Annotated in this window: 19 protein-coding genes; 17 read left to right on the top strand and 2 right to left on the bottom strand. The window is 69.2% G+C overall.

Going from position 1 to position 22,993, the window contains the following annotated elements; translation table 11 throughout:
- Position 1 precedes the first annotated feature (1 nt).
- The 13 genes from ftsL (at position 2) to H4O13_13480 (ending at position 15,080) form a co-directional block, all read left to right on the top strand.
- On the top strand, positions 2–265 hold the full coding sequence (ftsL, locus tag H4O13_13540) for a cell division protein FtsL (GenBank protein ID MBE5316411.1): 264 nt from the start codon (positions 2–4) through the stop codon (positions 263–265).
- Complete coding sequence (locus H4O13_13535) at positions 262–2,037, top strand: penicillin-binding protein 2 (protein MBE5316410.1); 1,776 nt, start codon at positions 262–264, stop codon at positions 2,035–2,037. The genes ftsL and H4O13_13535 overlap by 4 nt, the downstream gene beginning before the upstream one ends.
- Positions 2,034–3,512 (top strand): UDP-N-acetylmuramoyl-L-alanyl-D-glutamate--2,6-diaminopimelate ligase, encoded by a 1,479-nt coding sequence (locus tag H4O13_13530; protein ID MBE5316409.1) that lies wholly within the window; start codon positions 2,034–2,036, stop codon positions 3,510–3,512. The genes H4O13_13535 and H4O13_13530 overlap by 4 nt, the downstream gene beginning before the upstream one ends.
- Positions 3,509–4,891, top strand: a complete 1,383-nt coding sequence (locus H4O13_13525; protein ID MBE5316408.1) for a UDP-N-acetylmuramoyl-tripeptide--D-alanyl-D-alanine ligase — start codon at positions 3,509–3,511, stop codon at positions 4,889–4,891. The genes H4O13_13530 and H4O13_13525 overlap by 4 nt, the downstream gene beginning before the upstream one ends.
- On the top strand, positions 4,881–5,966 hold the full coding sequence (locus H4O13_13520) for a phospho-N-acetylmuramoyl-pentapeptide-transferase (protein MBE5316407.1): 1,086 nt from the start codon (positions 4,881–4,883) through the stop codon (positions 5,964–5,966). The genes H4O13_13525 and H4O13_13520 overlap by 11 nt, the downstream gene beginning before the upstream one ends.
- A 14-nt stretch (positions 5,967–5,980) precedes the next feature.
- Positions 5,981–7,273, top strand: coding sequence for a putative lipid II flippase FtsW (ftsW, locus tag H4O13_13515; protein ID MBE5316406.1), 1,293 nt, complete (start codon positions 5,981–5,983; stop codon positions 7,271–7,273).
- Positions 7,270–8,331, top strand: a complete 1,062-nt coding sequence (murG, locus tag H4O13_13510) for an undecaprenyldiphospho-muramoylpentapeptide beta-N-acetylglucosaminyltransferase (GenBank protein MBE5316405.1) — start codon at positions 7,270–7,272, stop codon at positions 8,329–8,331. The genes ftsW and murG overlap by 4 nt, the downstream gene beginning before the upstream one ends.
- The gene (gene murC / locus H4O13_13505) at positions 8,328–9,770 is read left to right on the top strand and encodes a UDP-N-acetylmuramate--L-alanine ligase (protein ID MBE5316404.1); all 1,443 of its coding nucleotides are present in this window, start codon (positions 8,328–8,330) and stop codon (positions 9,768–9,770) included. The genes murG and murC overlap by 4 nt, the downstream gene beginning before the upstream one ends.
- Positions 9,767–10,714, top strand: coding sequence for a D-alanine--D-alanine ligase (locus H4O13_13500; GenBank protein ID MBE5316403.1), 948 nt, complete (start codon positions 9,767–9,769; stop codon positions 10,712–10,714). Before murC ends, H4O13_13500 begins: the two co-directional genes overlap by 4 nt.
- Entirely contained in the window at positions 10,711–11,454 is a 744-nt protein-coding gene (locus tag H4O13_13495) for an FtsQ-type POTRA domain-containing protein (protein MBE5316402.1), read from the top strand. Before H4O13_13500 ends, H4O13_13495 begins: the two co-directional genes overlap by 4 nt.
- Positions 11,451–12,686 carry a cell division protein FtsA gene (ftsA, locus tag H4O13_13490; GenBank protein MBE5316401.1) on the top strand — a complete coding sequence of 412 codons (1,236 nt, stop codon included), beginning with the start codon at positions 11,451–11,453 and terminating at the stop codon, positions 12,684–12,686. The genes H4O13_13495 and ftsA overlap by 4 nt, the downstream gene beginning before the upstream one ends.
- A gap of 79 nt (positions 12,687–12,765) precedes the next feature.
- On the top strand, positions 12,766–13,947 hold the full coding sequence (ftsZ, locus tag H4O13_13485; GenBank protein ID MBE5316400.1) for a cell division protein FtsZ: 1,182 nt from the start codon (positions 12,766–12,768) through the stop codon (positions 13,945–13,947).
- Between the two features lie 215 nt (positions 13,948–14,162).
- Complete coding sequence (locus tag H4O13_13480) at positions 14,163–15,080, top strand: UDP-3-O-acyl-N-acetylglucosamine deacetylase (GenBank protein MBE5316399.1); 918 nt, start codon at positions 14,163–14,165, stop codon at positions 15,078–15,080.
- A 55-nt stretch (positions 15,081–15,135) separates the two neighbouring features.
- Here H4O13_13480 and H4O13_13475 read toward each other — a convergent pair whose 3' ends face one another.
- A complete protein-coding gene (locus H4O13_13475) occupies positions 15,136–15,585 on the bottom strand; it encodes a DUF721 domain-containing protein (GenBank protein MBE5316398.1) in 450 nt (149 codons plus the stop codon).
- Positions 15,586–15,609: 24 nt separating this feature from the next.
- Between H4O13_13475 and H4O13_13470 the strand changes: the two genes are divergently transcribed.
- The 3 genes from H4O13_13470 (at position 15,610) to H4O13_13460 (ending at position 20,494) form a co-directional block, all read left to right on the top strand.
- Positions 15,610–16,548, top strand: a complete 939-nt coding sequence (locus H4O13_13470) for a peptidoglycan DD-metalloendopeptidase family protein (GenBank protein MBE5316397.1) — start codon at positions 15,610–15,612, stop codon at positions 16,546–16,548.
- A 185-nt stretch (positions 16,549–16,733) separates the two neighbouring features.
- Positions 16,734–19,457: a preprotein translocase subunit SecA gene (gene secA, locus H4O13_13465; protein MBE5316396.1), complete on the top strand. Its 2,724-nt coding sequence runs from the start codon at positions 16,734–16,736 to the stop codon at positions 19,455–19,457.
- 71 nt (positions 19,458–19,528) lie between these two features.
- On the top strand, positions 19,529–20,494 hold the full coding sequence (locus tag H4O13_13460) for a Nudix family hydrolase (protein ID MBE5316395.1): 966 nt from the start codon (positions 19,529–19,531) through the stop codon (positions 20,492–20,494).
- Positions 20,495–20,734: 240 nt separating this feature from the next.
- Here H4O13_13460 and H4O13_13455 read toward each other — a convergent pair whose 3' ends face one another.
- A complete protein-coding gene (locus H4O13_13455; GenBank protein MBE5316394.1) occupies positions 20,735–21,418 on the bottom strand; it encodes a TonB family protein in 684 nt (227 codons plus the stop codon).
- A gap of 316 nt (positions 21,419–21,734) precedes the next feature.
- On the opposite strand from H4O13_13455, the gene H4O13_13450 reads away from it, so the two are divergent.
- Positions 21,735–22,739 (top strand): fructose-bisphosphate aldolase class I, encoded by a 1,005-nt coding sequence (locus tag H4O13_13450; GenBank protein MBE5316393.1) that lies wholly within the window; start codon positions 21,735–21,737, stop codon positions 22,737–22,739.
- Positions 22,740–22,993: the final 254 nt, after the last annotated feature.

Raw genomic sequence — 22,993 nt, 5'->3', positions numbered from 1 at the left:
CCTGCGCGTGCTGATCGGGCTGCCGCTGCTGGTGGGTGTGGTGCTGAGCGGCATCGCGCTGGTGCAGTCGCGCCATGCGCATCGCCAGCTGTTCGCCGAACTGAACCGCCTGGAAGCGCAGCGCGACGAGCTCAACATCGAGTTCGGCCGTCTGCAGCTGGAGCAGGCGACCTGGGGCGAGACCTTCCGCATCGAGCGCGTGGCGCGCGAGCAGCTGGGCATGCGCTCGCCCGAGCCGGTCGAAGTGCAGGTGGTGCGGCAATGAAGAAATCGCGCCGCCCTCCGGTCAATCTGCGCATGCGCCTGAACCTGCTGGCAGCGGGCCTGGCCTGCTGCGGGGTGCTGCTGGTCGCGCGCGCGGCCGATATGCAGCTGCTGCGCGCGGACTTCTACCAAGCCAAAGCCAAGCAATACCACCTGCGCGAGCTGCCGGTGCCTATCTCGCGCGGGATGATCACGGATCGCAACGGCGAGCCGCTAGCGGTGTCCACGCCGGTCGCCTCGCTGTGGGCCAATCCGAAGGAACTCTCCGGCGAACCCGGGCGCATCCCCGAGCTGGCCGCGGCGCTGGGCCTCGATCCGGCCGAGCTCAAGCGCCGCATCGACGAGCGCGCCGACCGCGAGTTCCTGTTCCTGCGTCGGCAGATGAATCCGGACGATGCCGAAGCCGTGCTGGCCTTGGGGGTTCCGGGCGTGCACAACCGCCGCGAGTTCCGCCGCTTCTATCCCTTGGGTGAGATCGCCGCGCACGTGCTTGGCTTCACCAATATCGATGATGTCGGCCAGGAGGGCCTGGAGCTCGCCTTCAACGACTGGCTGAGCGGCAAGCCCGGCAGCAAGCGGGTGCTGCGCGACCAGAAGCTGCGGCCGATCGATGTCGACCTGCTGCGCCCCGCCCAGCCCGGTCGCGACCTTGCCCTGTCCATCGACCGGCGCCTTCAGCACGTCGCCTACCGCGAACTGCGGCGCGCGCTGGAGGAGAACCGCGCGGCCTCGGGCACGGTGGTGATCACCGACGTGCCGACGGGCGAAGTGCTGGCGATGGTCAACCTGCCGACCTACAACCCGAACACGCGCGAAGGTGCCGATGCCTCTGCACGCCGCAATCGTGCGCTGACCGACGTGTTCGAGCCGGGCTCGGTGATCAAGGTCTTCACCGTGGCGGCCGCGCTCGAGACCGGGCGCTGGCAGCCCGACACGGTGATCGAAACCAGCCCCGGCTACATGCCGCTGGCCCGGCACACGATCCGCGACATCCGCAACTTCGGTACGGTCAGCCCGACCCGACTGCTGACCAAGTCCTCGAATATCGCGGCGGTCAAGCTGGCGCTGGACATGCCCAACGAGCATTTCCACGACCTGCTGCGCCGTTTCGGCTTTGGCGAACTCACCGGCGCGGGTTTTCCCGGCGAACAGGCCGGCGTGCTGACGGCACCCAGCGGCTGGGGCGTGCTCGAGAAGGCCACGATCTCCTACGGCTATGGCCTGTCCACCAATGCTCTGCAGATCGCGCAGGCCTATGCCGCGATCGGCAACGGCGGCGTGTGGATGCCGCCCACCTTTGTGCGTGGCGGGGCCGGTGAGGGGCGCTCGGTCATCGATCCGCAGCTGGCCCGGACCCTGCTCGACATGCTCGAAACCGTGACCGGCCCCGAGGGCAGCGCGACCCGCGCGCGCGTGTCCGGCTATCGCGTGGCCGGCAAGACCGGCACCTCGCGGCGTTCGGTGCCGGGCGGCTACGAGAAGCGCTACATCAGTATGTTCGCCGGACTGGTGCCGGCCTCACAGCCCCGCCTCTCGATGGTGGTCGTGATCAACGATCCGGATCCCAGTCAGCATTTCGGCGGCCTCGTGGCTGCGCCCGTCTTCGGCCGCGTCATGGCGGATGCGCTGCGCATCCTTGACGTGCCGCCGGACGACATCCAGCAGTGGTACGTGTCGACGCCGCTCGAGGCGCCGATCCTTCCGCCCGGCGAGCTGCCGCTCGAAGCCGAAGGCGCGATCGAGCCGACGCCCGATACGGGGGTGGTGCAATGAACGCCCGCCTGCCCGCGCTCAGCCTGCAGGAGCTGCTGCCTGAGCGCTGCGATCTGCCCACTCTGTCGGTGTCCGGCCTGCGCTTGGACAGTCGCGCGATCGAGCCGGGCGAAGGTTTCGTCGCGCTCGCGGGTGCGCGCACCCACGGCCTGCTGCACGCCGCCGAAGCCGTACGGCGCGGCGCCGTGGTGGTGCTGTCGGAACCCTTTGAAGGCGAGGCGCCGCTGCTGCCGGTGCCGCTGGTGCTCGTGCCCGGCCTGCGCGAGCGCCTGCCGCAGCTGGCCCAGGCGCTGTATGCCGCGCCCACGCTGGGGCTCGACCTGATCGGCGTCACCGGCACCAATGGCAAGACCTCGACCGTGCAGCTCACCGCCCAGGCCCTGCAGCTGCTGGGTCGCGTTGCCGGCAGCATCGGCACGCTCGGTGCCGGCCTGCACGGCCAGCTGGTGGCGCATGAGCGCACCACGCCTGACGTGCTGGAAGTGCACCGCCTGCTCGCGCATCTCAGTCTTTCCGGCGCGCAAGTGGTGGCGATGGAGGTCTCCTCGCATGCCTTGGACCAAGGCCGCGTGGCGGGCCTGCAGTTCGACATCGCGGTGTTCACCAATCTCAGCCGCGATCACCTCGACTACCACGGCACCATGGAGGCCTACGCCGCCGCCAAGGCCAGCCTGTTCGCCTGGGACAGCCTGCGCGCCGCGGTGATCAATCTGGATGACACCCAGGGTGCGTTGATTGCGGCCGGCTTGCCCGAACGCGTAGATCTGATCGGCTTCAGCGCGCTGGGTGCGGGCGATGCGGTGCTGCGCGCAGGCGATCTCGTGCTGGACGCGGCCGGTCTGCACTTCCAGCTGCAGTACGGCGTCGAGTCGGTGCGCATCGACTCGCCCCTGCTCGGCCGCTTCAACATCGAGAACCTGCTGGCCGTGGCTGGCGTGCTGCTCGCCTTGGGCGTCGACTTCGCGCGCGTGGCGGCGCTGCTGCCGCGGCTCTCCGCCATTCCCGGCCGCATGAACCGTCTCGGCGGCGCAAGCGGCCAACCGCTGTTGGTGGTCGACTATGCGCATACGCCTGACGGCCTCGAACAGGCCCTGGCCAGCCTGCGCCAGCACACCGCCGGCCGCCTGCTCTGCGTGTTCGGCTGCGGCGGCGATCGCGATCGCGGCAAGCGTCCGCAGATGGCGGCCATCGCCGGTCGACTGGCGGATCGGGTGTTCGTCACCGACGACAATCCGCGCAGCGAGGATGGCGAAGCCATCGTCGCCGACATCCTCTCCGGCTTTGCGCCGGGAGCGGCGGTCGAGGTCGAGCGCGACCGCGCCGCCGCGATTGCGGCAGCGGTGCGCGCGGCCGCGCCCGGCGACACCGTGCTGGTCGCTGGCAAGGGGCATGAGACGTATCAGGAAACCGGCAACCGACGGCTGCCTTTCGACGATCTGGCGGTGGCCGCGATGGCCTTGAGAGGACGCGCATGAGGCCGCTCAGCCTTGCCGAGGTGGCGCGGTTTGCCGAAGCCGAAGCGCTGCTCGGCGCCCACGATCACGCGGAACCGGTGCTGCGGGTGCAGACCGATTCGCGCGCGCTGTGCCCGGGCGATCTCTTCGTCTGCCTGCGCGGCGAGCGCTTCGACGGCCACGTTTTCGCCGACGCTGCCCTGGCCGCTGGCGCGACCGCGCTGCTGGTCGAACGGCCGCTGCCGGTGGCACTGCCACAGATCCGTTGCGATGACACCCGGCTGGCGCTGGGTCGGCTCGCGGCCGGCATGGCGCGCAGCCGATCCACCCGCGTGTTCGGCCTGACCGGCAGCAACGGCAAGACCTCGGTCAAGACCCTGCTCGCGGGCATCGTCGAACGCGCCGGCCGCGCCTACGCCAATCCCGGCAACTTCAACAACGAAATCGGTCTGCCGCTGTCGGTGCTGAACCAGCCGGAGGACGCCGAGTACGCGGTCTACGAAATGGGCGCCGGCGCGCCCGGCGACATCGAATGGCTCGCGCGCATCGCGCGGCCGCGCTACAGCCTGGTCAACAACATCGGCCCGGCGCATCTGGAGCGCATGGGCTCCCTGCTCGGCATCGCCGAGACCAAGGGCGCGATCTACCGCGAGCTGCCGGCCGAGGGTGTGGCGGTGATCAATGCCGACGATGCCTTCGCGCCGCTGTTCACACAGATGGTGGGCCCGCGTCGACAGCTGCGCTTCGGGCTGGAGAACGACGCCGACGTGTTCGCGGAGGCGCTGCGCCTGGACGCAGGCGGCAGTTGCTTCCGCCTGTGTTCCCCAGCCGGTGCTCTCGACATCCGGCTGCCGCTGCCCGGCCGGCACAGCGTGATGAATGCACTGGCGGCCGCGGCCATGGGCTTGGCGGCCGGCATGGATCTCGTGCAGATCGGCGAAGGCCTGGAGGGGGCACAGAGCGTCGCGGGGCGCTTCAGCCCGCGCTTGCATGCCAGCGGCGCGCAGATCATCGACGACAGCTACAACGCCAACCCGGGCTCGGTGCGCGCGGCGATCGACACGCTGGCCTCCTCCGCGGGCCCGGCCTGGCTGGTGCTGGGCGACATGCGCGAGCTGGGGCCGGATGGCGAAGCCCTGCACGCGGCGGTCGGTGCGCATGCGCGCGCGCAGGGTCTGTCAGGCCTGTTCACGGTGGGCGAACTCGCCGCTGCCGCCAGCCGCGCCTTCGGCGAGGGGGCGCAGCACTTCGACTCGCAGGAAGCCTTGGCCCAGGCCCTGCGCCCGCGGCTGAGCGCGGGCTTGCGCGTTCTCGTCAAGGGCTCGCGCGGCAGCCGCATGGAGCGCGTGGTCGCCGCGCTTTTCGACGATGCCTACAGCGGAGGCCCGCATGCTGCTTGAACTGGCGCGCTGGCTGGAGGGCTTCGACCGCTTCTTCGCGGTCTTCAACTACCTGACCCTGCGCGCGATCCTCGGTGCGCTGACCGCGCTCGCGCTGTCGCTGTGGCTGGGGCCGGCCTTCATCCGCCGGCTTGCGGCACTGAAGTCGGGCGGCCAGCCGATCCGCAGCGATGGCCCGCAGTCGCACTTCTCCAAGGCGGGCACGCCGACCATGGGCGGCGCCCTGATCCTGTCGACCGTCGCCGCCTCGACCCTGCTGTGGGCGGACCTGTCGAACCGCTACATCTGGATCCTCTTGGGGGTGCTCGTCGCGTTCGGCTTCATCGGCTGGCTGGACGATTACCTGAAGATCGTGCGCCGCGATCCGAAGGGCCTGAAGTCGCGCTGGAAGTACCTGCTGCAGTCGGTGTTCGGCCTGATCGCCGCGATCGCGCTCTACGTCACCGCCGACGTGCCGGCCGCGACCGCCTTCCACATCCCGCTGGTCAAGGACTTCGCGCTGCCGCTCGGCGTGGGCTTCATCGTCGTCGCCTACTTCTGGATCGTCGGCTTCTCGAACGCAGTCAATCTTACCGACGGCCTGGATGGCCTCGCGATCATGCCGACCGTGCTGGTGGCCGCTGCGCTCGGCATCTTCGCCTACGTCTCGGGGCATGCGGTGTTCTCGCAGTACCTGCTGATCCCGCAGATCCCCGGCGCCGGCGAACTGGTGATCCTGTGCGCGGCGATCGGTGGCGCGGGCTTGGGCTTTCTGTGGTTCAACACCTATCCGGCGCAGGTGTTCATGGGCGACATCGGCGCGCTCGCGCTGGGGGCCGTGCTCGGCACGCTGGCGGTGATCGTCCGTCAGGAGATCGTGCTGGTCATCATGGGCGGCATCTTCGTCATCGAGACGCTGTCGGTGATGATCCAGGTCGCGAGCTTCAAGTTGACCGGGCGCCGGGTGTTCCGGATGGCGCCGATCCACCACCACTTCGAGCTCAAGGGTTGGCCCGAGCCGCGCGTGATCGTCCGCTTCTGGATCATCACCGTGGTGCTGGTGCTGATCGGGCTTGCCACGTTGAAGGTGCGCTGATGCTCGGCCTGCCGATGCCGCAAGCGCAGAAGCGCGACGAGATCGCCGGCGCCTACGACGGTGTGCTGATGGCGGTGGTGCTGACCCTGGTCGGCATCGGCGTGGTGATGGTCGCCTCCAGCTCGCTGGCGATCTCCGAGGGCCACGGCGTCGAGCCGCTGCACTACCTGCACCGGCATCTGTTCTTTCTCGCCGTCGGCCTCATCGGCGCCGTGTTTCTGATGCGCACCGAGCTGCGCGCGCTGGAGCGCCGCGGCAGCAGCCTGCTGATCCTCGCCTTCGTCCTGCTCACCGCCGTGCTGGTGCCGGGCCTGGGGCGCGAGGTCAACGGAGCGACGCGCTGGATCGAGCTGCGCTTCTTCGGCTTCCAGGCGGTGGAAGCGGCCAAGCTGCTGCTGATTCTGTGGCTGGCCAGCTACATGGTGCGCTACCGCGAACAGCTGCAGGACCGCTTTTGGGGCGTGTTCAAACCGCTGGCCGTGGTCGCCATGCTCGGCGCCCTGCTGCTGGCCCAGCCGGATTTCGGCTCAACCGTGCTGCTCTGTGCAATCACCGGCGGCATGCTCTGGCTGGGCGGCGCGCGCGCGCCCTTCCTGCTGGCGCCGGCGCTGCTGGGTGCGGTGGGCCTCGCCGCGCTGGCCGTGTTCGAGCCGTATCGCATGCGTCGCCTCGTGTCCTTCCTCGATCCCTTCCAGGATCCCTACGGCGCGGGCTATCAGCTGAGCCACTCGCTGATCGCGATCGGCCGCGGCGAAGCCACGGGCGTCGGCCTCGGCGCTTCGGTGCAGAAGCTCTTCTACCTGCCCGAGGCGCATACCGACTTCATCTTCGCGGTCTACGCCGAAGAGACCGGCTTCATCGGCGTCAGCCTGCTGATCGGTCTGTTCGTGCTGCTTGCGGCGCGGGCGTTCTGGCTGGGCCTGCGCGCGATCGAGATGGGCCGCGCCTTTGCCGGCTATTGCGCGTTCGGCGTCGCCCTGTGGATGAGCCTGCAATCCCTGGTTTCGATCGGCGTCAACATGGGCGTGCTGCCCACCAAGGGTCTGACTCTGCCGCTGATTTCCTCGGGTGGCTCCAGCGTGATCCTGAGCTGCATGGCGCTGGGCCTGCTGCTGCGCGTCAGCTACGAAGCCGAGCGCGCCCGTCGCCAGGCGGGCAAGCTGCGGAGCGAGGATCTGCAGGATCCGGCCGAACTCCTGCAACGCCCGGCGTCCGCTGCGCCGAACCGCGCTGAGGCGCCAAGCCCGGTGTTCCGGCCCGGTCCGGCGCGCGCGCGCATCGAGCCCGGCATCGGAGCGCTGCCATGAGCGGCCCTGTGCTGATCCTCGCCGGCGGCACCGGTGGCCATATCTTCCCGGGCCTGGCGGTGGCGCGCGCCCTGGCGGCGCAGTCGGTCGCGGTCGAATGGCTGGGCGCTGAGGGCGCGATGGAAACCCGGCTGGTGCCGGCGGCCGGCATTGCCCTGCACATCCTGCCGGTGCGCGGGCTGCGCGGCGGCGGGTGGGTGCGCCGGCTCACCGCCCCCTTCATGCTGCTGCGCGCGGTGTTCGGTGCGATGCGTCTGCTGCGCCGGCTGCAGCCGCGCTGTGTGCTGAGCTTTGGCGGTTTCGCCGCGGGCCCCGGCGGGCTTGCGGCCTGGCTGCTGCGACGCCCGCTGCTGCTGCACGAGTCGAACCGCGCCCCGGGCCTGACCAACCGCCTGCTGGCGCGCTTCGCGCGTCGCCGTCTGGTCGGCATGCCGGGCACCTTTGCCCGCGAGGAAGTGGTCGGCAATCCGGTGCGCGCCGAAATCGCCGGGCTGCCGGCGCCGGCCCAGCGCGAGCGCGCGCCCGGGCCGCTGCGCCTGCTGGTGGTCGGCGGCAGCCAGGGCGCGCGCGCGCTCAATCAGCACCTGCCCGAAGCCCTGCGCCTCAGCGGCGTCTGCTGCGAGATCCGCCACCAGACCGGCGCGACCGCGCTCGACGCGACCGCCCAGCGCTACCGCGAGGCTGGGCTGCGCGCCGATACCGTGGCCTTCATCGAGGACATGCCGACGGCCTACCGCTGGGCCGATCTCGTGGTCTGCCGTGCGGGCGCGTCGACCCTGGCCGAACTCTGTGCGGTCGGGCTGCCGGCGGTGCTTGTGCCGCTGCCGACCGCCGCCGACGACCACCAGAGCCGCAACGCCGATTGGCTGGTCGAGGCCGGCGCCGCGCTCAAGCTCAGCGAAGGCGAGGGCTTCGTCCAGCGTCTTGCCGGTGCGCTGGCCCAGCTCGCCACCGACCCCGCGCGTGCCGCCGCAATGGCCGAGGCCGCGCGCCGTCTTGCCCGCGTCGACGCCGCCGAGCGCGTCGCCGCCATCTGCATCGAGGAGTCCTGCGCATGAGGCGCCTGTCCGACCACGGCGACATCGCCAGCGCCTTCCGCCGCGTCCACTTCGTGGGCGTGGGCGGCGTGGGCATGAGCGGCATTGCCGAGGTGCTGTGCACCCTGGGCTACACCGTGTCCGGCTCCGATCTGGCCGACGGCGCCGCCACCGCGCGCCTGCGCGAGCAGGGCGTGCGCGTCGACATCGGCCACCGCGCCGAAAACGTGCGCGAAGCCGACGTCGTGGTGGTCTCGAGCGCGGTGCGCGCCGACAACCCCGAGCTGGTGGAGGCGCGTGCGCAGCGCATCCCGATTGTGCCGCGCGCCGAGATGCTGGCCGAACTCATGCGCTTCCGCCGCGGCATCGCCATCGCCGGTACCCACGGCAAGACCACCACCACCAGCCTGACCGCCAGCGTGCTGTCGGAGGGCGCGCTCGACCCCACCTTCGTGATCGGCGGCAAGCTGCTCTCCGCCGGCGCCAATGCCGGGCTGGGGCAGGGTGACTGGCTGGTAGCGGAGGCCGACGAAAGCGACGGCAGCTTCTTGCGCCTCACGCCGCTGATCGCGGTGGTGACCAATATCGATGCCGACCATCTGGAGAACTACGGCGGCGACTTCGCGCGGGTGCGCGCGGCGTTTTCCGAGTTTCTGCACCGCCTGCCGTTCTACGGCCTCGGAGTGCTCTGCATCGACGATGCCGAAGTGCGCGCACTCGCCGCCGAGATGCCGCGCCATCTGGTCACCTACGGGCTCGCCGAGGAGGCCGACGTGCGCGCCACCGCGGTCAGCCAGCGCGGCGCGCAGATGCAGTTCACCCTGCACCTGCCGGGCGAGGCGCCGCTGCCGGTGCTGCTCAACCTGCCGGGCCGGCACAACGTGCAGAACGCGCTGGCCGCAGCCGCGGTCGGCTGGCAGCTGGGAGTGGAGGGCGCCGCCATCGCCCGCGCGCTGGCGGCCTTCCAGGGCGTCGGCCGACGCTTCAATCGCCTGGGTGCACTCGACTTGCGTGCGGGCAGCGCCGAACTGGTGGACGACTACGGCCACCACCCGCGCGAGCTGGCGGCGACGATTGCCGCCGCTCGCGGCGGCTGGCCCGACAAACGCCTGGTGCTGGCCTTCCAGCCGCACCGCTACAGCCGCACCCGCGACCTGCTCGATGACTTCGCCGCGGTGCTGAGCGAGGTCGACGTGCTCGTGCTGACCGAGGTCTATCCGGCCGGCGAGGCGCCGATTCCTGGGGCCGACGCGCGCGCCTTGGCCCGCGCGATCCGCGCCCGTGGTCGCATCGACCCGGTACTGGTCGGGCATCCGCGCGACCTCGCCGCGACCCTGCCGGACCTGCTGCTCGATGGCGATCTCTTGATCCTCTCCGGCGCCGGCGACATCGGCCGCAGCAGCCAGGCCCTGGCCGCCGCCGGACTCGACTTTTCTGCCCACACGGACGGGGCCCAATGAGCATGAGCACTCTCGATCCCAAGACCTTCGGCCGCGTGGCGGTGCTGCTCGGCGGCAGCTCCAGCGAGCGCGAGGTCAGCCTCGACTCCGGACGCAACGTGCTCGACGCGCTGCGCGCCGGCGGCGTCGACGCCTTCGCGGTCGACGGCATTCCGGCCCTGCGCGAGCTGCTCGCCCAAGGCGCGGTCGATCGCGTCTTCAACATCCTGCACGGCCATCACGGCGGCGGTGAGGACGGCATCGTCCAGGGTCTGCTTGAAGCCTTCGGCGTTCCCTATACGGGCTCTGACGTGCTGGGCTCGGCCCTGTCCATGGACAAGATCCGCAGCAAGCAGGTCTGGCTCGCGCTCGGCCTGCCGACGCCGCGCTACGTCCGCCTAAGGAAAGGCGACGACGTGCAGGCCGCGGCGCGCTCGTTGGGCCTGCCGGTGATCGTCAAGCCGGCCTGCGAGGGCTCCAGCGTGGGCGTCAGTCGAGTCTTCAGCGAAGCCGACCTCGACGCTGCGATCGAGCTGGCCGCGCGCTATCCCGGTGAGCTGCTGATGGAGCAGCTGATCGAGGGCGGCGAGTTCACCGTCGGCGTGCTCGACGGGCGCGCCCTGCCGAGCATCCAGATCGTGCCGAAAGGCGCCTGGTACGACTACGAGGCCAAGTACGTCTCCGACGAGACCCAGTACCTGTGCCCGGGCCTGCAGGGCGACGCGGAAGCGGAACTCGGTGCGCTGGCGCTGGCGGCCTTCCAGGCGCTGGGCTGCCGCGGCTGGGGCCGCGTCGACGTGATGCGCGACCGCGAGGGCCGCAACTGGCTGCTGGAAGTCAACACCGCCCCCGGCATGACCAGCCACTCGCTGGTGCCCAAGGCCGCGCGCCAGACCGGGCTTGGCTTCGAGGCGCTGTGCCTGCGGATCCTGGCCCAGACCCTGGAGGGCCACGCGCGCGCATGAACGCCCTGGTCCGCCTGCTCGCCTGGCTGTTCGCTCTGGCCGTGATCACACTGCCGGTGGTGGCGGTGCTGAACGGCTGGTTCGCGTCCGACCGCTGGCGGCTGGAACAGCTCCGCGTGTCGGCCGAATTCCAGCGGGTCAGCGCAGAGCAGGTGCGGTCAGCGGTGCGGCCCCATCTGGACCGCGGCTTCTTCGCAGTCGACGTCGAGGCGGTGCGCTCGGCGCTGGCGGCACTGCCCTGGGTCGAGCAGGTGGCTGTGCGCAAGCTGTGGCCGGATACGCTCGAAATCGTGCTAGTCGAGCACCGTCCGCTCGCGCGCTGGGGCGAATCGCGCCTGCTGTCCGATCGTGGGCGCCTGTTCGAGGTGCCTGACCTCGAAACCCTGCAGGGCCTGCCGCGTTTCGAGGCCGAGGACCGCGACGTCGCCCGGATGATGGAGATGCACGCCGCCGTGCAGCCGCTGCTGACCCTGGTGGGCGATCCGCCGCAGCGCATGCAGCTCAGCCCGCGCGGAAGCTGGACCCTGGCCCTGGTCAGCGGCACCGAAGTGGTGCTGGGTCGAACCGAGCCGCTGCCGCGTCTGCGCCGCTTTGTCGCCGCGCTGCCCGAACTGGCGCGCTCGGCGGCGCGACCCCTGCTGCGCGCCGACCTGCGCTATGCCAACGGCTTCGCCCTCCTGTGGGCCGAGCCCCCGGCCGTCGAGGCCGGCACCCCCGCTGTCCCGGAACAAGACACATGAACCGCAAAGGCGACAAATCCCTGATCGTCGGCCTCGATATCGGCACCTCGAAAGTGGTGGCGCTGGTGGGCGAGTACTCGCCCGATGAGCCGCTGGAGGTCATCGGCATCGGCAGCCACAGCTCGACCGGCCTGCGTCGCGGTGTGGTCGTCGACATCGAGTCGACCGTGCATTCGATCCAGCGCGCGATCGAAGAGGCCGAAGTCATGGCCGGCTGCGAGATCCGCTCGGTCTACGCGTCGATCTCGGGCAGCCATACCCAGTGCAAGAACTCGCCAGGCATCGTGCCGATCCGCGAGGGCGAGGTCAGCTACGCCGACATGGAGCGCGTGCTGGAGGCCGCCAAGGCGGTGGCGATTCCGTCCGACCAGAAGATCCTGCACGCCATCCCGCAGGAGTACATCGTCGACAACTCGCAGGAGGGCATCCGCCATCCCGTTGGCATGTCGGGCGTGCGCCTGGAAGTGCGCGCGCACCTGGTGGTGGGCGCGCAGTCGGCGGCGCAGAACATCATGAAGTGCGTGCAGCGCTGCGGGCTGCAGGTCGATGACCTCATCCTCGCGGGCCTCGCCAGCTCGCAGGCGGTGCTGACCTCGGACGAGAAGGAGCTGGGCGTCGCTCTGGTCGACATCGGCGCCGGCACCACCGATATCGCCGTGTTCGCCCAAGGAGCGATCCGCCATACCGCCTCGCTGCCGATCGCCGGCGACCAGGTCACCAGCGACATAGCCCACCTGCTGCGCACGCCGACCCCGCACGCCGAAGAGATCAAGGTCCGCTATGCCTGCGCGCTGGCCCAGCTGGCCACGGCCGAGGAGAGCATCCAGGTGCCGAGCGTCGGCGACCGTCCGCCTCGCCGACTGGCGCGGCAGGCCCTGGCCGAAGCGGTGCAGAACCGCTACGAGGAGATCTTCGAGATGGTGCAGGCCGAACTGCGCCGCTCCGGCTTCGAAGAACTGATCCGGGCCGGGCTGGTGCTGACCGGTGGCGCCTCGCGCATGGAGGGCGTCGCCGAGCTGGCCGAGGAAATGCTGCACATGCCGGTGCGGATCGGCATCCCGCAGTACGTCGGGGGCTTGGGCGAAGTCGTGGGCAACCCGGTGCACGCCACTGGCGTCGGCCTGCTGCTGTGGGGCAGCCAGCAGGAACGTCCGCGTCGCGCGCCGGTGGTGCCGGGCAAGGTCGGCAGCGCCTTCGGGCGTCTGCGCAACTGGTTCAGGGGCGAGTTCTAGAGCTGTCGGCGCCGTGCGCCGGCGGAATCAATCAGGGGTCATCAAGCAGCTGCGTCATACGGAACGGAAGGAGAGCACGATGTTTGAACTGGTGGAGCGGACCGCACCTAACGCGGTCATCAAGGTGGTCGGAGTCGGCGGTGGCGGCGGCAATGCCGTTGCACACATGGTGAACTCGAGCCTGGATGGCGTTGAGTTCATCTGCGCCAACACCGACGCGCAGGCGATCCGGGGCACCGGCGCCAAGCGCATCCTGCAGTTGGGCTCGGGCGTCACCAAGGGGCTGGGCGCAGGCGCCAACCCCGAAGTCGGCCGGCAGGCCGCACTGGAAGACCGCGAGCGCATCGTCGAGGCGATCACGGGCGCCGACATGGTGTTCATCACCGCGGGCATGGGCGGCGGCACCGGCACCGGCGCGGCACCGGTGATCGCCCAGCTGGCCAAGGAGATGGGCATCCTGACCGTGGCCGTGGTCACCAAGCCTTTCCCGTTCGAGGGCCGTCGCCGCATGCAGGTGGCACTGAAGGGCATCGAGGAGCTGTCCAGCCACTGCGACTCGCTGATCACGATTCCCAACGAAAAGCTGATCACCGTGCTCGGCCGCGACGCGACCATGGTGCACGCCTTCCGCGCCGCCAATGACGTGCTGCAGGGCGCAGTCCAAGGCATCGCCGACCTGATCGTCCGCCCCGGCCTGATCAACGTCGACTTCGCCGACGTGCGCACGGTGATGAGCGAAATGGGCATGGCGATGATGGGCTCGGGCTGCGCCCGCGGCGAAGAGCGCGCCATGGAGGCCGCCGAGAAGGCGATCAGCAACCCGCTGCTGGACGACATCAACCTGTCCGGCGCCTGCGGCATCCTGGTCAACATCACGGCGGGCCCCGACTTCACGATGCGCGAGTTCGACGAGGTCGGCCGCACCATCGAAGAGTTCGCCTCCGAGGACGCCACCGTGGTGATCGGCACCGTGCTCGACCACGAGATGCAGGACGAAGTCCGCGTCACCGTCGTCGCCACCGGCCTGAATCGCGGCGTGGCGGCCCGCCCGGCCCCGCGCAATGAACGCATCGAGAAGGTCGAGACCCCGCGCCTGCGCCCGGTCGCCGGCCTGCGCGATGCCACCACGGGCATGGCCATCGACCCGGTCGCCGCGCCGGCGCCGCGCGCGGCTTCCCGCGGTGAGGGGCGCGTCGCCACGGCCGACCTGCCGATGGACTACCTCGACATTCCGGCCTTCCTGCGCCGCCAGGCCGACTGATCGAGCCGCACCGGATTCCGCCCCGTTCGCGGGGCTGAATCGCCGCCGACCGCGTTCCGACCGTTCCCGGAACGCGGTCACGGTTCCGTTTCAGTTTGTTGCTTTTTGGCAACGGATTGTGGGGTATTTACCGACTGTTGCGCTTGCGTGACGTTGGGACGCGTGCCATCCTCCGCGTCGTTTTGTCACGCACTCCCTCGGGAAGCCGACCGCGCATGATCCGTCAACGCACGCTCCGCAATGCCATCCGCGCCACGGGCGTGGGCATCCACTCGGGCGAGAAGGTCTACATGACCCTGCGCCCAGCGGCGGTCAATACCGGCATCGTGTTCCGTCGCACCGACCTCGCCGAGCCCGCCGAGATCAAGGCCTGCGCGCACTGCGTCGGCGAGACCAGCATGGCCAGCACCCTGGTCAACAAGGATGGCGTCAAGGTTTCTACCGTCGAGCATCTGCTGTCCGCGCTGGCGGGCTTGGGCATCGACAACTGCTACATCGACCTGTCGGCGCCGGAAGTGCCGATCATGGACGGCTCGGCCGGCCCCTTCGTGTTCCTGGTGCAGAGCGCCGGCATCGAAGAGCAGAACGCCGCCAAGAAATTCATCCGCATCAAAAAGACCGTCACCGTCAAGGACGGCGACAAGTGGGCGCGCTTCGAACCCTTCGAGGGTTTCAAGGTGGGCTTCACCATCGACTTCAAACACCCGGTGTTCTCGAAGAACACTTCCAGCGCCGAAATCGACTTCTCCACCACGAGTTTCGTCAAGGAAGTCAGCCGCGCGCGCACCTTCGGCTTCATGAAGGACATCGAGATGTTGCGCGAGCGCAACCTGGTGCTCGGCGGTTCGATGGACAACGCGATCGTGCTCGATGACTACCGCGTCCTCAACGAGGACGGTCTTCGTTACGAGGACGAGTTCGTCAAGCACAAGATCCTCGACGCCATCGGTGATCTCTACCTGCTCGGCCACAGCCTGATCGGCGCTTTCTACGGCTACAAGTCCGGCCACGGCATGAACAACCAGCTGCTGCGCGCGATGCTGGCCGATGCCAGCGCCTGGGAAGAAGTCACGTTCGAGGACGAAGCCAAGGCGCCGATTTCCTACGCCCATCCGGCGCAGGCCATCGTCTGAAGCATTGCGATCTTTTTTGGGCTGCCGTGTTGGCGGCCCCGGGGCGTTCGCCCCATCAGGACGCGGAATCGGCCAGGGAGGCCAAAGCCAGCAGCTGCTGTCGGAGTTCGGGGTCAGTGGCCTGGAGGGCCGCTTCCCGCAGCGCCGCTGCTGCCGCCGGTGTGACGGGTGAGTGCGATGCCTGCTCCGGGGGAACGGTCAGCATCGGCGCCACTTTCACGGTGAGTTCGAAGGCGGGCACACCGGCTTCGCTGGCCGCAGCCAACAGGCTGACGGCTTCCAGTCGAAGCCGAGTGCGCCACAGCGGCGAACTCGCCAGAAAGACAAGCCTGCCTTCGCGCACGTTGGCCAGACGACACTGGCTGGCGAGCGGCTCGGGCAGGGACTGACGCAGACGCTTGTCGAGCGCGGCCAAGGCACGGGCGCGATCGATCAGGCTGACGAGAGGCGAGCCTTCCTTCGCCGCCAACAGCGGTTGGAAGGTGCTCTTGGGAAAGGTCTGCATGGGCGAACGAACGACCGGAGTGCCATGAACGTCATCATCGTAGCGAGTTTCCTGAAGGCGCCGCGCAAGCTGAATCTGCTTGACGCGCGCCTGATTGCCGGCAGCCTCGCCGCGCTTGCCCTTCTGGTGGGCAGCGGCTTCGGCCTGGGCTGGGTTCTGCGCTCGAGCGAAGCGCTCGCGCTGAACCAGCTTGAAGCCCTGAATGAAGAGTTGGTCGCGCAGCGCGACTCCATCTCCGCCGCGCGCACCGAGGCCGAGGAAGAGCTGAACGCGATGGCGGCTCGCCTCGGTCAGCTGCAGGCCCAGGCCAACCGCCTCAATGCGCTGGGAGAGCGCCTCACCCAGATCGGCCGCCTCGAAGACGGCGAGTTCGATTTTTCCGAGCCGCCGGCCTTGGGCGGCCCCGAAGACATGGGCGCAGTCTCCAACCGTAGCAAGCAGGAGCTGGTGGATTCGCTCGATCGCCTGGCCCAGCAGCTGGCACAGCAGGGTGACCAGCTGGGCGTGCTGGAGAGCCTCCTGCTCGATCGTGAGCTGGAGCAGGCGATGCTGCCCACGGGCAGCCCGGTGCGCTCGGGCTACGCCTCGTCCACCTACGGCACCCGCATCGATCCATTTACCGGTCGCAGCCACTTCCACTCGGGCGTCGACTTCAACGGCCCGCGCGGCAGCGATATTCTCTCGGTCGCCGATGGCGTGGTGGTGTTCTCTGGCCGCCATCCTGGCTACGGCAATATGGTCGATATCGACCACGGCAACGGCTACGTGACCCGCTATGCCCACAATCAGGAAAACCTGGTGAGCGAGGGCGATCGGGTCCGCGCCGGCGACCTGATCGCCAAGATGGGATCGACGGGGCGCTCGACCGGCTCGCACGTGCACATCGAAGTGATCCACAACGGCCGCACGGTCAATCCGCATCCCTTTCTCCGCCAGGCCCGACAGGCCCCCGCGCGAGGCTGATGGCGCATCCGCGCGCCGGGCTGCGTCGCGCTTGATTCGCGCGAATTCACCCACAGGTTAGAATGCCGGGCGCTGCGGCGCTTGAGCGCCAGACCAGGCCGCTGCAAGGCGGCCTTTTTCGTTGGCGGCTTTGTTCCCCTTCTTCCACCTCCACGGCGGCCGCCGGCCGCGACCCGGAACTCCCCATGTTCAACGCCCTTCTGACCCGCATCTTCGGCAGCCGCAACGAGCGCCTGGTGCGGCAGTTCTCCAAGTCTGTCGCGCGCGTCAACGCACTTGAGCCCGCGATGCAGGCGCTCGATGACGAGGCGCTGAAGGCCAAGACGCCGGAGTTCCGAGAGCGTTTGAGCAAGGGCGAGGGCGTCGATCAGCTGCTGCCCGAGGCCTTCGCGGTGATGCGCGAAGCAGCGCGCCGCGTGCTCGGCATGCGCCACTACGACGTCCAGCTGATTGGCGGCATGGTGCTGAACTCGGGCCGCATCGCCGAGATGCGCACCGGCGAAGGCAAAACCCTGATGGCGACGCTGCCGGTGTACCTCAACGCGCTGGAAGGCAAGGGCGTGCATGTGGTCACCGTCAACGACTACCTGGCCAAGCGTGACGCCGCCTGGATGGGGCGCGTCTACAACTGGCTGGGCCTGTCGGTCGGCGTGGTCTATCCCGGCATGCCGCACGGCGACAAGAAAGCCGCTTACGCCGCCGACATCACCTACGGCACCAACAACGAATACGGCTTCGACTACCTGCGCGACAACATGGCGCTGCGCTTCGAGGACCGCTTCCAGCGCGGGCTGCACTACGCCATCGTTGACGAAGTCGACTCGATCCTGATCGACGAGGCGCGCACGCCGCTGATCATCTCCGGCCCGGCCGACGATTCCCCCGAGCTTTACATCCGCGTCAACAAGCTCGTGTCCAAGCTCTCCCGGCAGAGCGACGAGAAGGGCGAAGGCGACTACTGGGTCGACGAAAAGGGCAAGCAGGTGCACCTTTCGGAAGCCGGCATGGAGCACGCCGAGCAGCTGCTGCGCGAAGCCGGCATCCTCAAGAACGACGAGGATCTCTACGCCGCCCACAACCTCGCCGTGGTGCACCACCTGAACGCCGCGGTGCGTGCGCATGCGCTCTTCCAGCGCGATGTCGACTACATCGTGCGCGATGGCGAGGTCATCATCGTCGACGAGTTTACCGGCCGCACCCTGCCGGGCCGGCGCTGGTCGGACGGCCTGCACCAGGCGGTGGAGGCGAAGGAAGGCGTGCCGATCCAGCGCGAGAACCAGACGCTGGCTTCGATCACCTTCCAGAACTACTTCCGCATGTACAAGAAGCTGTCCGGCATGACCGGCACGGCCGACACGGAAGCCTACGAGTTCCAGAGCATCTACGGCCTCGAAGTCACGGTCATCCCGACCCACCGGCCGATGATCCGCAAGGACATGCCTGACCTCGTGTTCCTCAAGAAGGAAGCGAAGTACAAGGCGATCAGTGAGGACATCAAGGCCTGCCACGAACGTGGCCAGCCGGTGCTGGTCGGCACCACCTCGATCGAGACTTCCGAGCTGCTGGCGAGCCTGCTGAAAAAGCAGAAAATCCCGCACGAGGTGCTGAACGCCAAGCAGCACGAGCGTGAGGCCCAGATCGTGGCGCAGGCAGGCCGTCCGGGGGCGGTGACCATTGCCACCAACATGGCCGGCCGCGGCACGGACATCGTTCTCGGCGGCGCGCTGGACTCGGAGCTGCAGGCGCTGGGCGAACAGGCCTCGGAAGCAGACCGCCAGCGCGTCCGCGCCGAATGGCAGGCGCGCCACGATCAGGTGCTGGAGGCTGGCGGCCTGCACATCATCGGCACCGAGCGCCATGAGAGCCGGCGTATCGACAACCAGCTGCGCGGCCGCTCGGGTCGCCAGGGCGACCCTGGCAGCACGCGCTTCTACTTGAGCCTCGAAGACAACCTGATGCGCATCTTCGCGGCCGACTGGGTGCAGAAGGCCATGGCCTTCCTCGGCATGAAGGAAGACGACGCCATCGAGGACCGCCTGGTCAGCCGCCAGATCGAAAAGGCGCAGCGCAAGGTCGAGGCCCACAACTTCGACATCCGCAAGAACCTGCTCGACTTCGACGACGTCAACAACGACCAGCGCAAGGTCATCTACGAGCAGCGCAACGAGCTGCTGGAAGTGGAGGACGTCAAGGACACGGTCGCCAGCATCCGCGCCGACGTGTTCACCGAGGTCACCCAGCAGCACGTGCCGGCCAACTCGATTGACGCGCAATGGGACATCGAAGGCCTGGAGAAGGTGCTGGCCGCCGATTTCGGCCTGCAGGTCGACATCAGAAAGCTGGTCACCGAGCGCGAGGAGCTGACCGCCGAAGACATCGCCCGCCACGTCGTCGAGGCGGCCGAAGCCCTGTTCGCCGAGAAGGAGTCGCAGGTCGGCGCCGAGCTGATGCGCGCCCTCGAGAAGCACGTGATGCTGACCGTCCTCGACGGCAGCTGGAAGGAGCATCTCGCGCGGATGGACTACCTGCGCCAGGGCATCCATCTGCGCGGCTATGCGCAGAAGCAGCCCAAGCAGGAGTACAAGCGCGAGGCCTTCGAGCTGTTCTCCGAGATGCTGGAGAAGGTCAAGCGCGAAGTCACCACCATGCTGGCCCGCGTGCGCATCCGCAGCGAGGACGAGGTTGAGCGCCTGGAGGCCGAGGAGCGCCGCCGCGCCGAGATCGAAGCCAAGCGCATGCAGTTCCAGCACGAGAGCGCGGGCGGCTACGGCGCCGACGAGGAAGCCGCGCAGCTCCAGCAGGCCCAGGCGCAGACGCCGCTGCGGGGCGACCCGAAGGTGGGACGCAACGATCCCTGCCCCTGCGGCTCGGGCAAGAAGTACAAGCACTGCCACGGCCAACTGGCCTGAATGCACACGACAGGGCCGCGCAAGCGGCCCTGCTGCTGTGCGTGGGCGAGCAAGCCAGCGCAACTACCGACATGACCGCGATCCTGCCTGAGCTGCGCGTTGTCGCGGGCCTGCTGTTCGACGCCGCGGGACGCGTGCTGCTTGCGCAGCGTCCCGTGGGGCGCGAGGACGCTGGCCTCTGGGAATTCCCCGGCGGCAAGCTCGAAGCCGACGAGACGGCGTTCGCGGCCCTGCGGCGTGAGCTGATCGAGGAGCTGGGCGTCGAGATCGCTTCTGGCGCGCCGCTGATTCGCGTGCCGCAGCGCCAGCCGCGACGCCTGCTGTGGCTGGACGCCATCGAGGTGCGCGACTGGCGCGGTGAGCCCCGTGCGCTTGAGGCTCAGGCCCTGCGCTGGCTGGCGCCCGCCGATATCGACCCGAACGCGCTGCCGGCGGCGGACCGTCCGATCCTCGCCTGCCTGCGGCAGCCCGCGCACTACTGGATCAGCCCCGAAGCGGTGGCGAAGCCGGCTCTGATGGAGGCCTGGTTCGCCGCGGCCACGGCCGCAGGTGCCAGGCGACTGCAGCTGCGCGTCCCTTCGCTCGGCAGCGAGGCCCGGGCCGCGCTGGCGCGCCTTGCGGCCGAGCGCGCGCAGGCGCTGGGCATCGAGTTGTTGCTGAATGCGCGTGGCCCCGAGGATCTCGAGCTCGCCCGCGCGCTGGGCTGCGGCGCCCAGCTCAGCCGGACCCTGCTGATGCGGCTTGACCAGCGTCCGGAACTGCCTTGCATCGGCGCTTCGTGCCACGACCCGGTGTCCCTGCGCCGGGCCGAGTCGCTCGGCTGCGACTTCGCCCTGCTGTCGCCGGTGCTGCCGACGCTGAGCCATCCGGAGGCGCAGCCTCTGGGCTGGTCAGGCTTCAGCACCCTCCGCGCGGGCACCTCGCTGCCCGTGTATGCCTTGGGCGGCGTCGGGCCCGCCGATCTCGTCGCCGCCCGCGCAGCCGGCGCACAAGGCGTCGCCGGTATTCGCGGCTTCTTTGCGGACGCCGACGAGTAGCGGCCGGGCGGCATCGCAGCGGCAGCCCGCGGACAAGGCCCGAAGCCCCAGGGCAACACGGATGAAGTCCCCCCCGAACTCGATCCTTCGCCGCGAGTCCGGCGTCGCCGGACTCGCTTGCGCTGGATCAAGCATGGCGTGCTCGATCCGCGAGCGTGACCGCCATGACGCGCAAGGCGCTTGGAACACTGGAGTTTCCTGCGCCATCCGGGCCGGCACTGGGCGCCGGCCCATCTGCGCTCAGGCGCGTCCAGGCAGTCGGAAGTCGACAGGCACCCGAGCAATGGCGGCGATCGCACGGCCATCGCGCTCGGCGGGCTTGAAGCGCAGCCGCTTGAGCGCGTAATCGACGGCGGCGCGGTCAAGCGCACGGTGTCCGCTGGAGCGCTCAACCTCGACGTGTGTGGGCACGCCCTGCGTGTCGACGTGGATGCGAAGCATGACCAGGCCCTCCTGGCGAGCCCGCAGCGCGGGTCCCGGGTAGTTCGGTGCGCCGGGCGGACGCGCGTAAGCCAGGTTGCTCACTTCGTAGGGGCCTTCTTCGACAGCAGGACCGGGCCCCGCGTAGGCGCTGGGCAGCTCGCGTGTCGGTTCAATGGGTGGCGTGTAGACCGCCATCGCGCTCGGCTCGGGGATGTCCACCGGCGGCGGGGGGGCGACGGCCGGCAGCGTCGGCCGCGGCGGCGGCGGCCTCTTTGGAGGCGGCGGTGGGGGCGGAGGCGGTGGGGGGGGTGGGGGCGGAGGCGGCGCATCGATCCAGACAAACGGTTCTGACGTAGCGGGTGCCTCGGCCTCTGCGGTCTCGATCGGTTTGGCGCCGACGAACATCATCAGACCGGCGCCGAGATGCAGGCTCAGGGTGGCCGTCATGCCGAGGCAGCGCATGACCGAGAATCCCTGCAGTGTTTTGGAATGGGCTGACATGGAACACGCTCCCCCTGGCAGCGGAAGGGCCAGGCGGAGGCTCTGTACGCAGCAGTCGAGCGAACGGGGTTACGGGCATGCGGGGCTGATCGGCAGCAGCGCCGATCGGGCTGCGCGGAAGGCTTCGGGAGCCGCTGCCGCGCCAAGCCCGGTCTTCGGGCGGCGACGAGCTGCCGCTATACTTCCGTGATCGCCGCCACGGCTTTCGCCGCGCGGCGTGGCCGTGTCCCTTCGCCTGCACGCCCGTCTGCGGCGTGTCCGCCTCGATTCCCCCACAGCGACCGGCCTTGGCCGAGTCGCCGCCAACGGAGCCGCTATGAGCATCGAACAGCTGGAAGACATCGCCCAGGCCATGGTGGCCCCGGGCAAGGGCATCATCGCCATCGATGAGTCCACCAACACCATCAAGAAGCGCTTCGAGAGCGTTGGCGTCGAGAACACCGAGGAGCACCGCCGCGCCTATCGCGAGATGCTGCTTACCGCGCCGAACCTGAGCCAGCACATCTCCGGCGCCATCCTGTACGACGAAACCCTGCGTCAGGCCACCCGCGCCGGCCTGCCCTTCGCCGAGTACATGACCAAGAACGGCATCCTGCCGGGCATCAAGGTCGACAAGGGCACCGCCCCCCTGGCGGGTTTCCCGGGCGAGCTGGTGACCGAGGGCCTCGACGGCCTGCGCGACCGCTTGAAGGAGTACGCCCGTCTTGGCGCGAAGTTCGCCAAGTGGCGCGCGGTGATCACCATTTCCGATGACACTCCCTCGGGCAGCTGCATCGAAGCCAATACCCACGCGCTGGCGCGCTATGCGGCGCTGTGCCAGGAGCAGGGCATCGTGCCGATGGTGGAGCCGGAAGTTTTGATGGACGGCGCCCATGACATCGAGACCTGCTACGAAGTCACCGAAGCGACGCTGCGCTCGCTGTTCGGTGCCCTGTACGAGCAGAACGTGCTGATCGAAGGCACGATCCTGAAAGCCAGCATGGTGCTGCCGGGCAAGGACTGCCCCGAGCAGGCCTCGGTCGAGGAAGTGGCGCTCGCCACCCTGCGCTGCCTGCGCGCCTCGGTGCCTGCCAACCTGCCGGGCATCGTGTTCCTGTCGGGTGGCCAGAGCGATGAGGCCGCCACCCTGCACCTGAACGCGATGAACCAGCTCGGCCATCGCCCCTGGCCGCTGTCCTTCAGCTACGGCCGCGCCATGCAGCAGGCAGCGCTGAAGATCTGGGCCCAGGACATGGCGGGTAACCTCGCGGCCGCGCAGAACACCGTGTTCGAGCGCGCGCGCGCCAACGGCCTGGCCGCGCTGGGCGAATACCCGGGCTGATCGCCCGCGCAGACCGCGATGCCGGGCGCGGGCCGCGTGCTGGGCAGCGCCGTCCCGCCGGGATCGCGCAGGCGCACCGACAGCCGCAGCAAGGGCCCCGGGCGCAACAGAGCAAGCCCCTGACCGGCCGCTCTGTTGCGCAGCCCCGTCGAATCGCGGCGTGCGGAGGTCTGCCGCACGCCACGGGGGCGAGACCGCCGATCAGGCTCAGGATGGACGTGATCCGTGTTGCCTTAAGTACACTGCCACCGATG

The organism is Lysobacterales bacterium, from assembly GCA_014946745.1.
Classification (GTDB): domain Bacteria; phylum Pseudomonadota; class Gammaproteobacteria; order Xanthomonadales; family Xanthomonadaceae; genus Aquimonas.
This window is presented reverse-complemented; position numbering and strand designations above follow the sequence as displayed.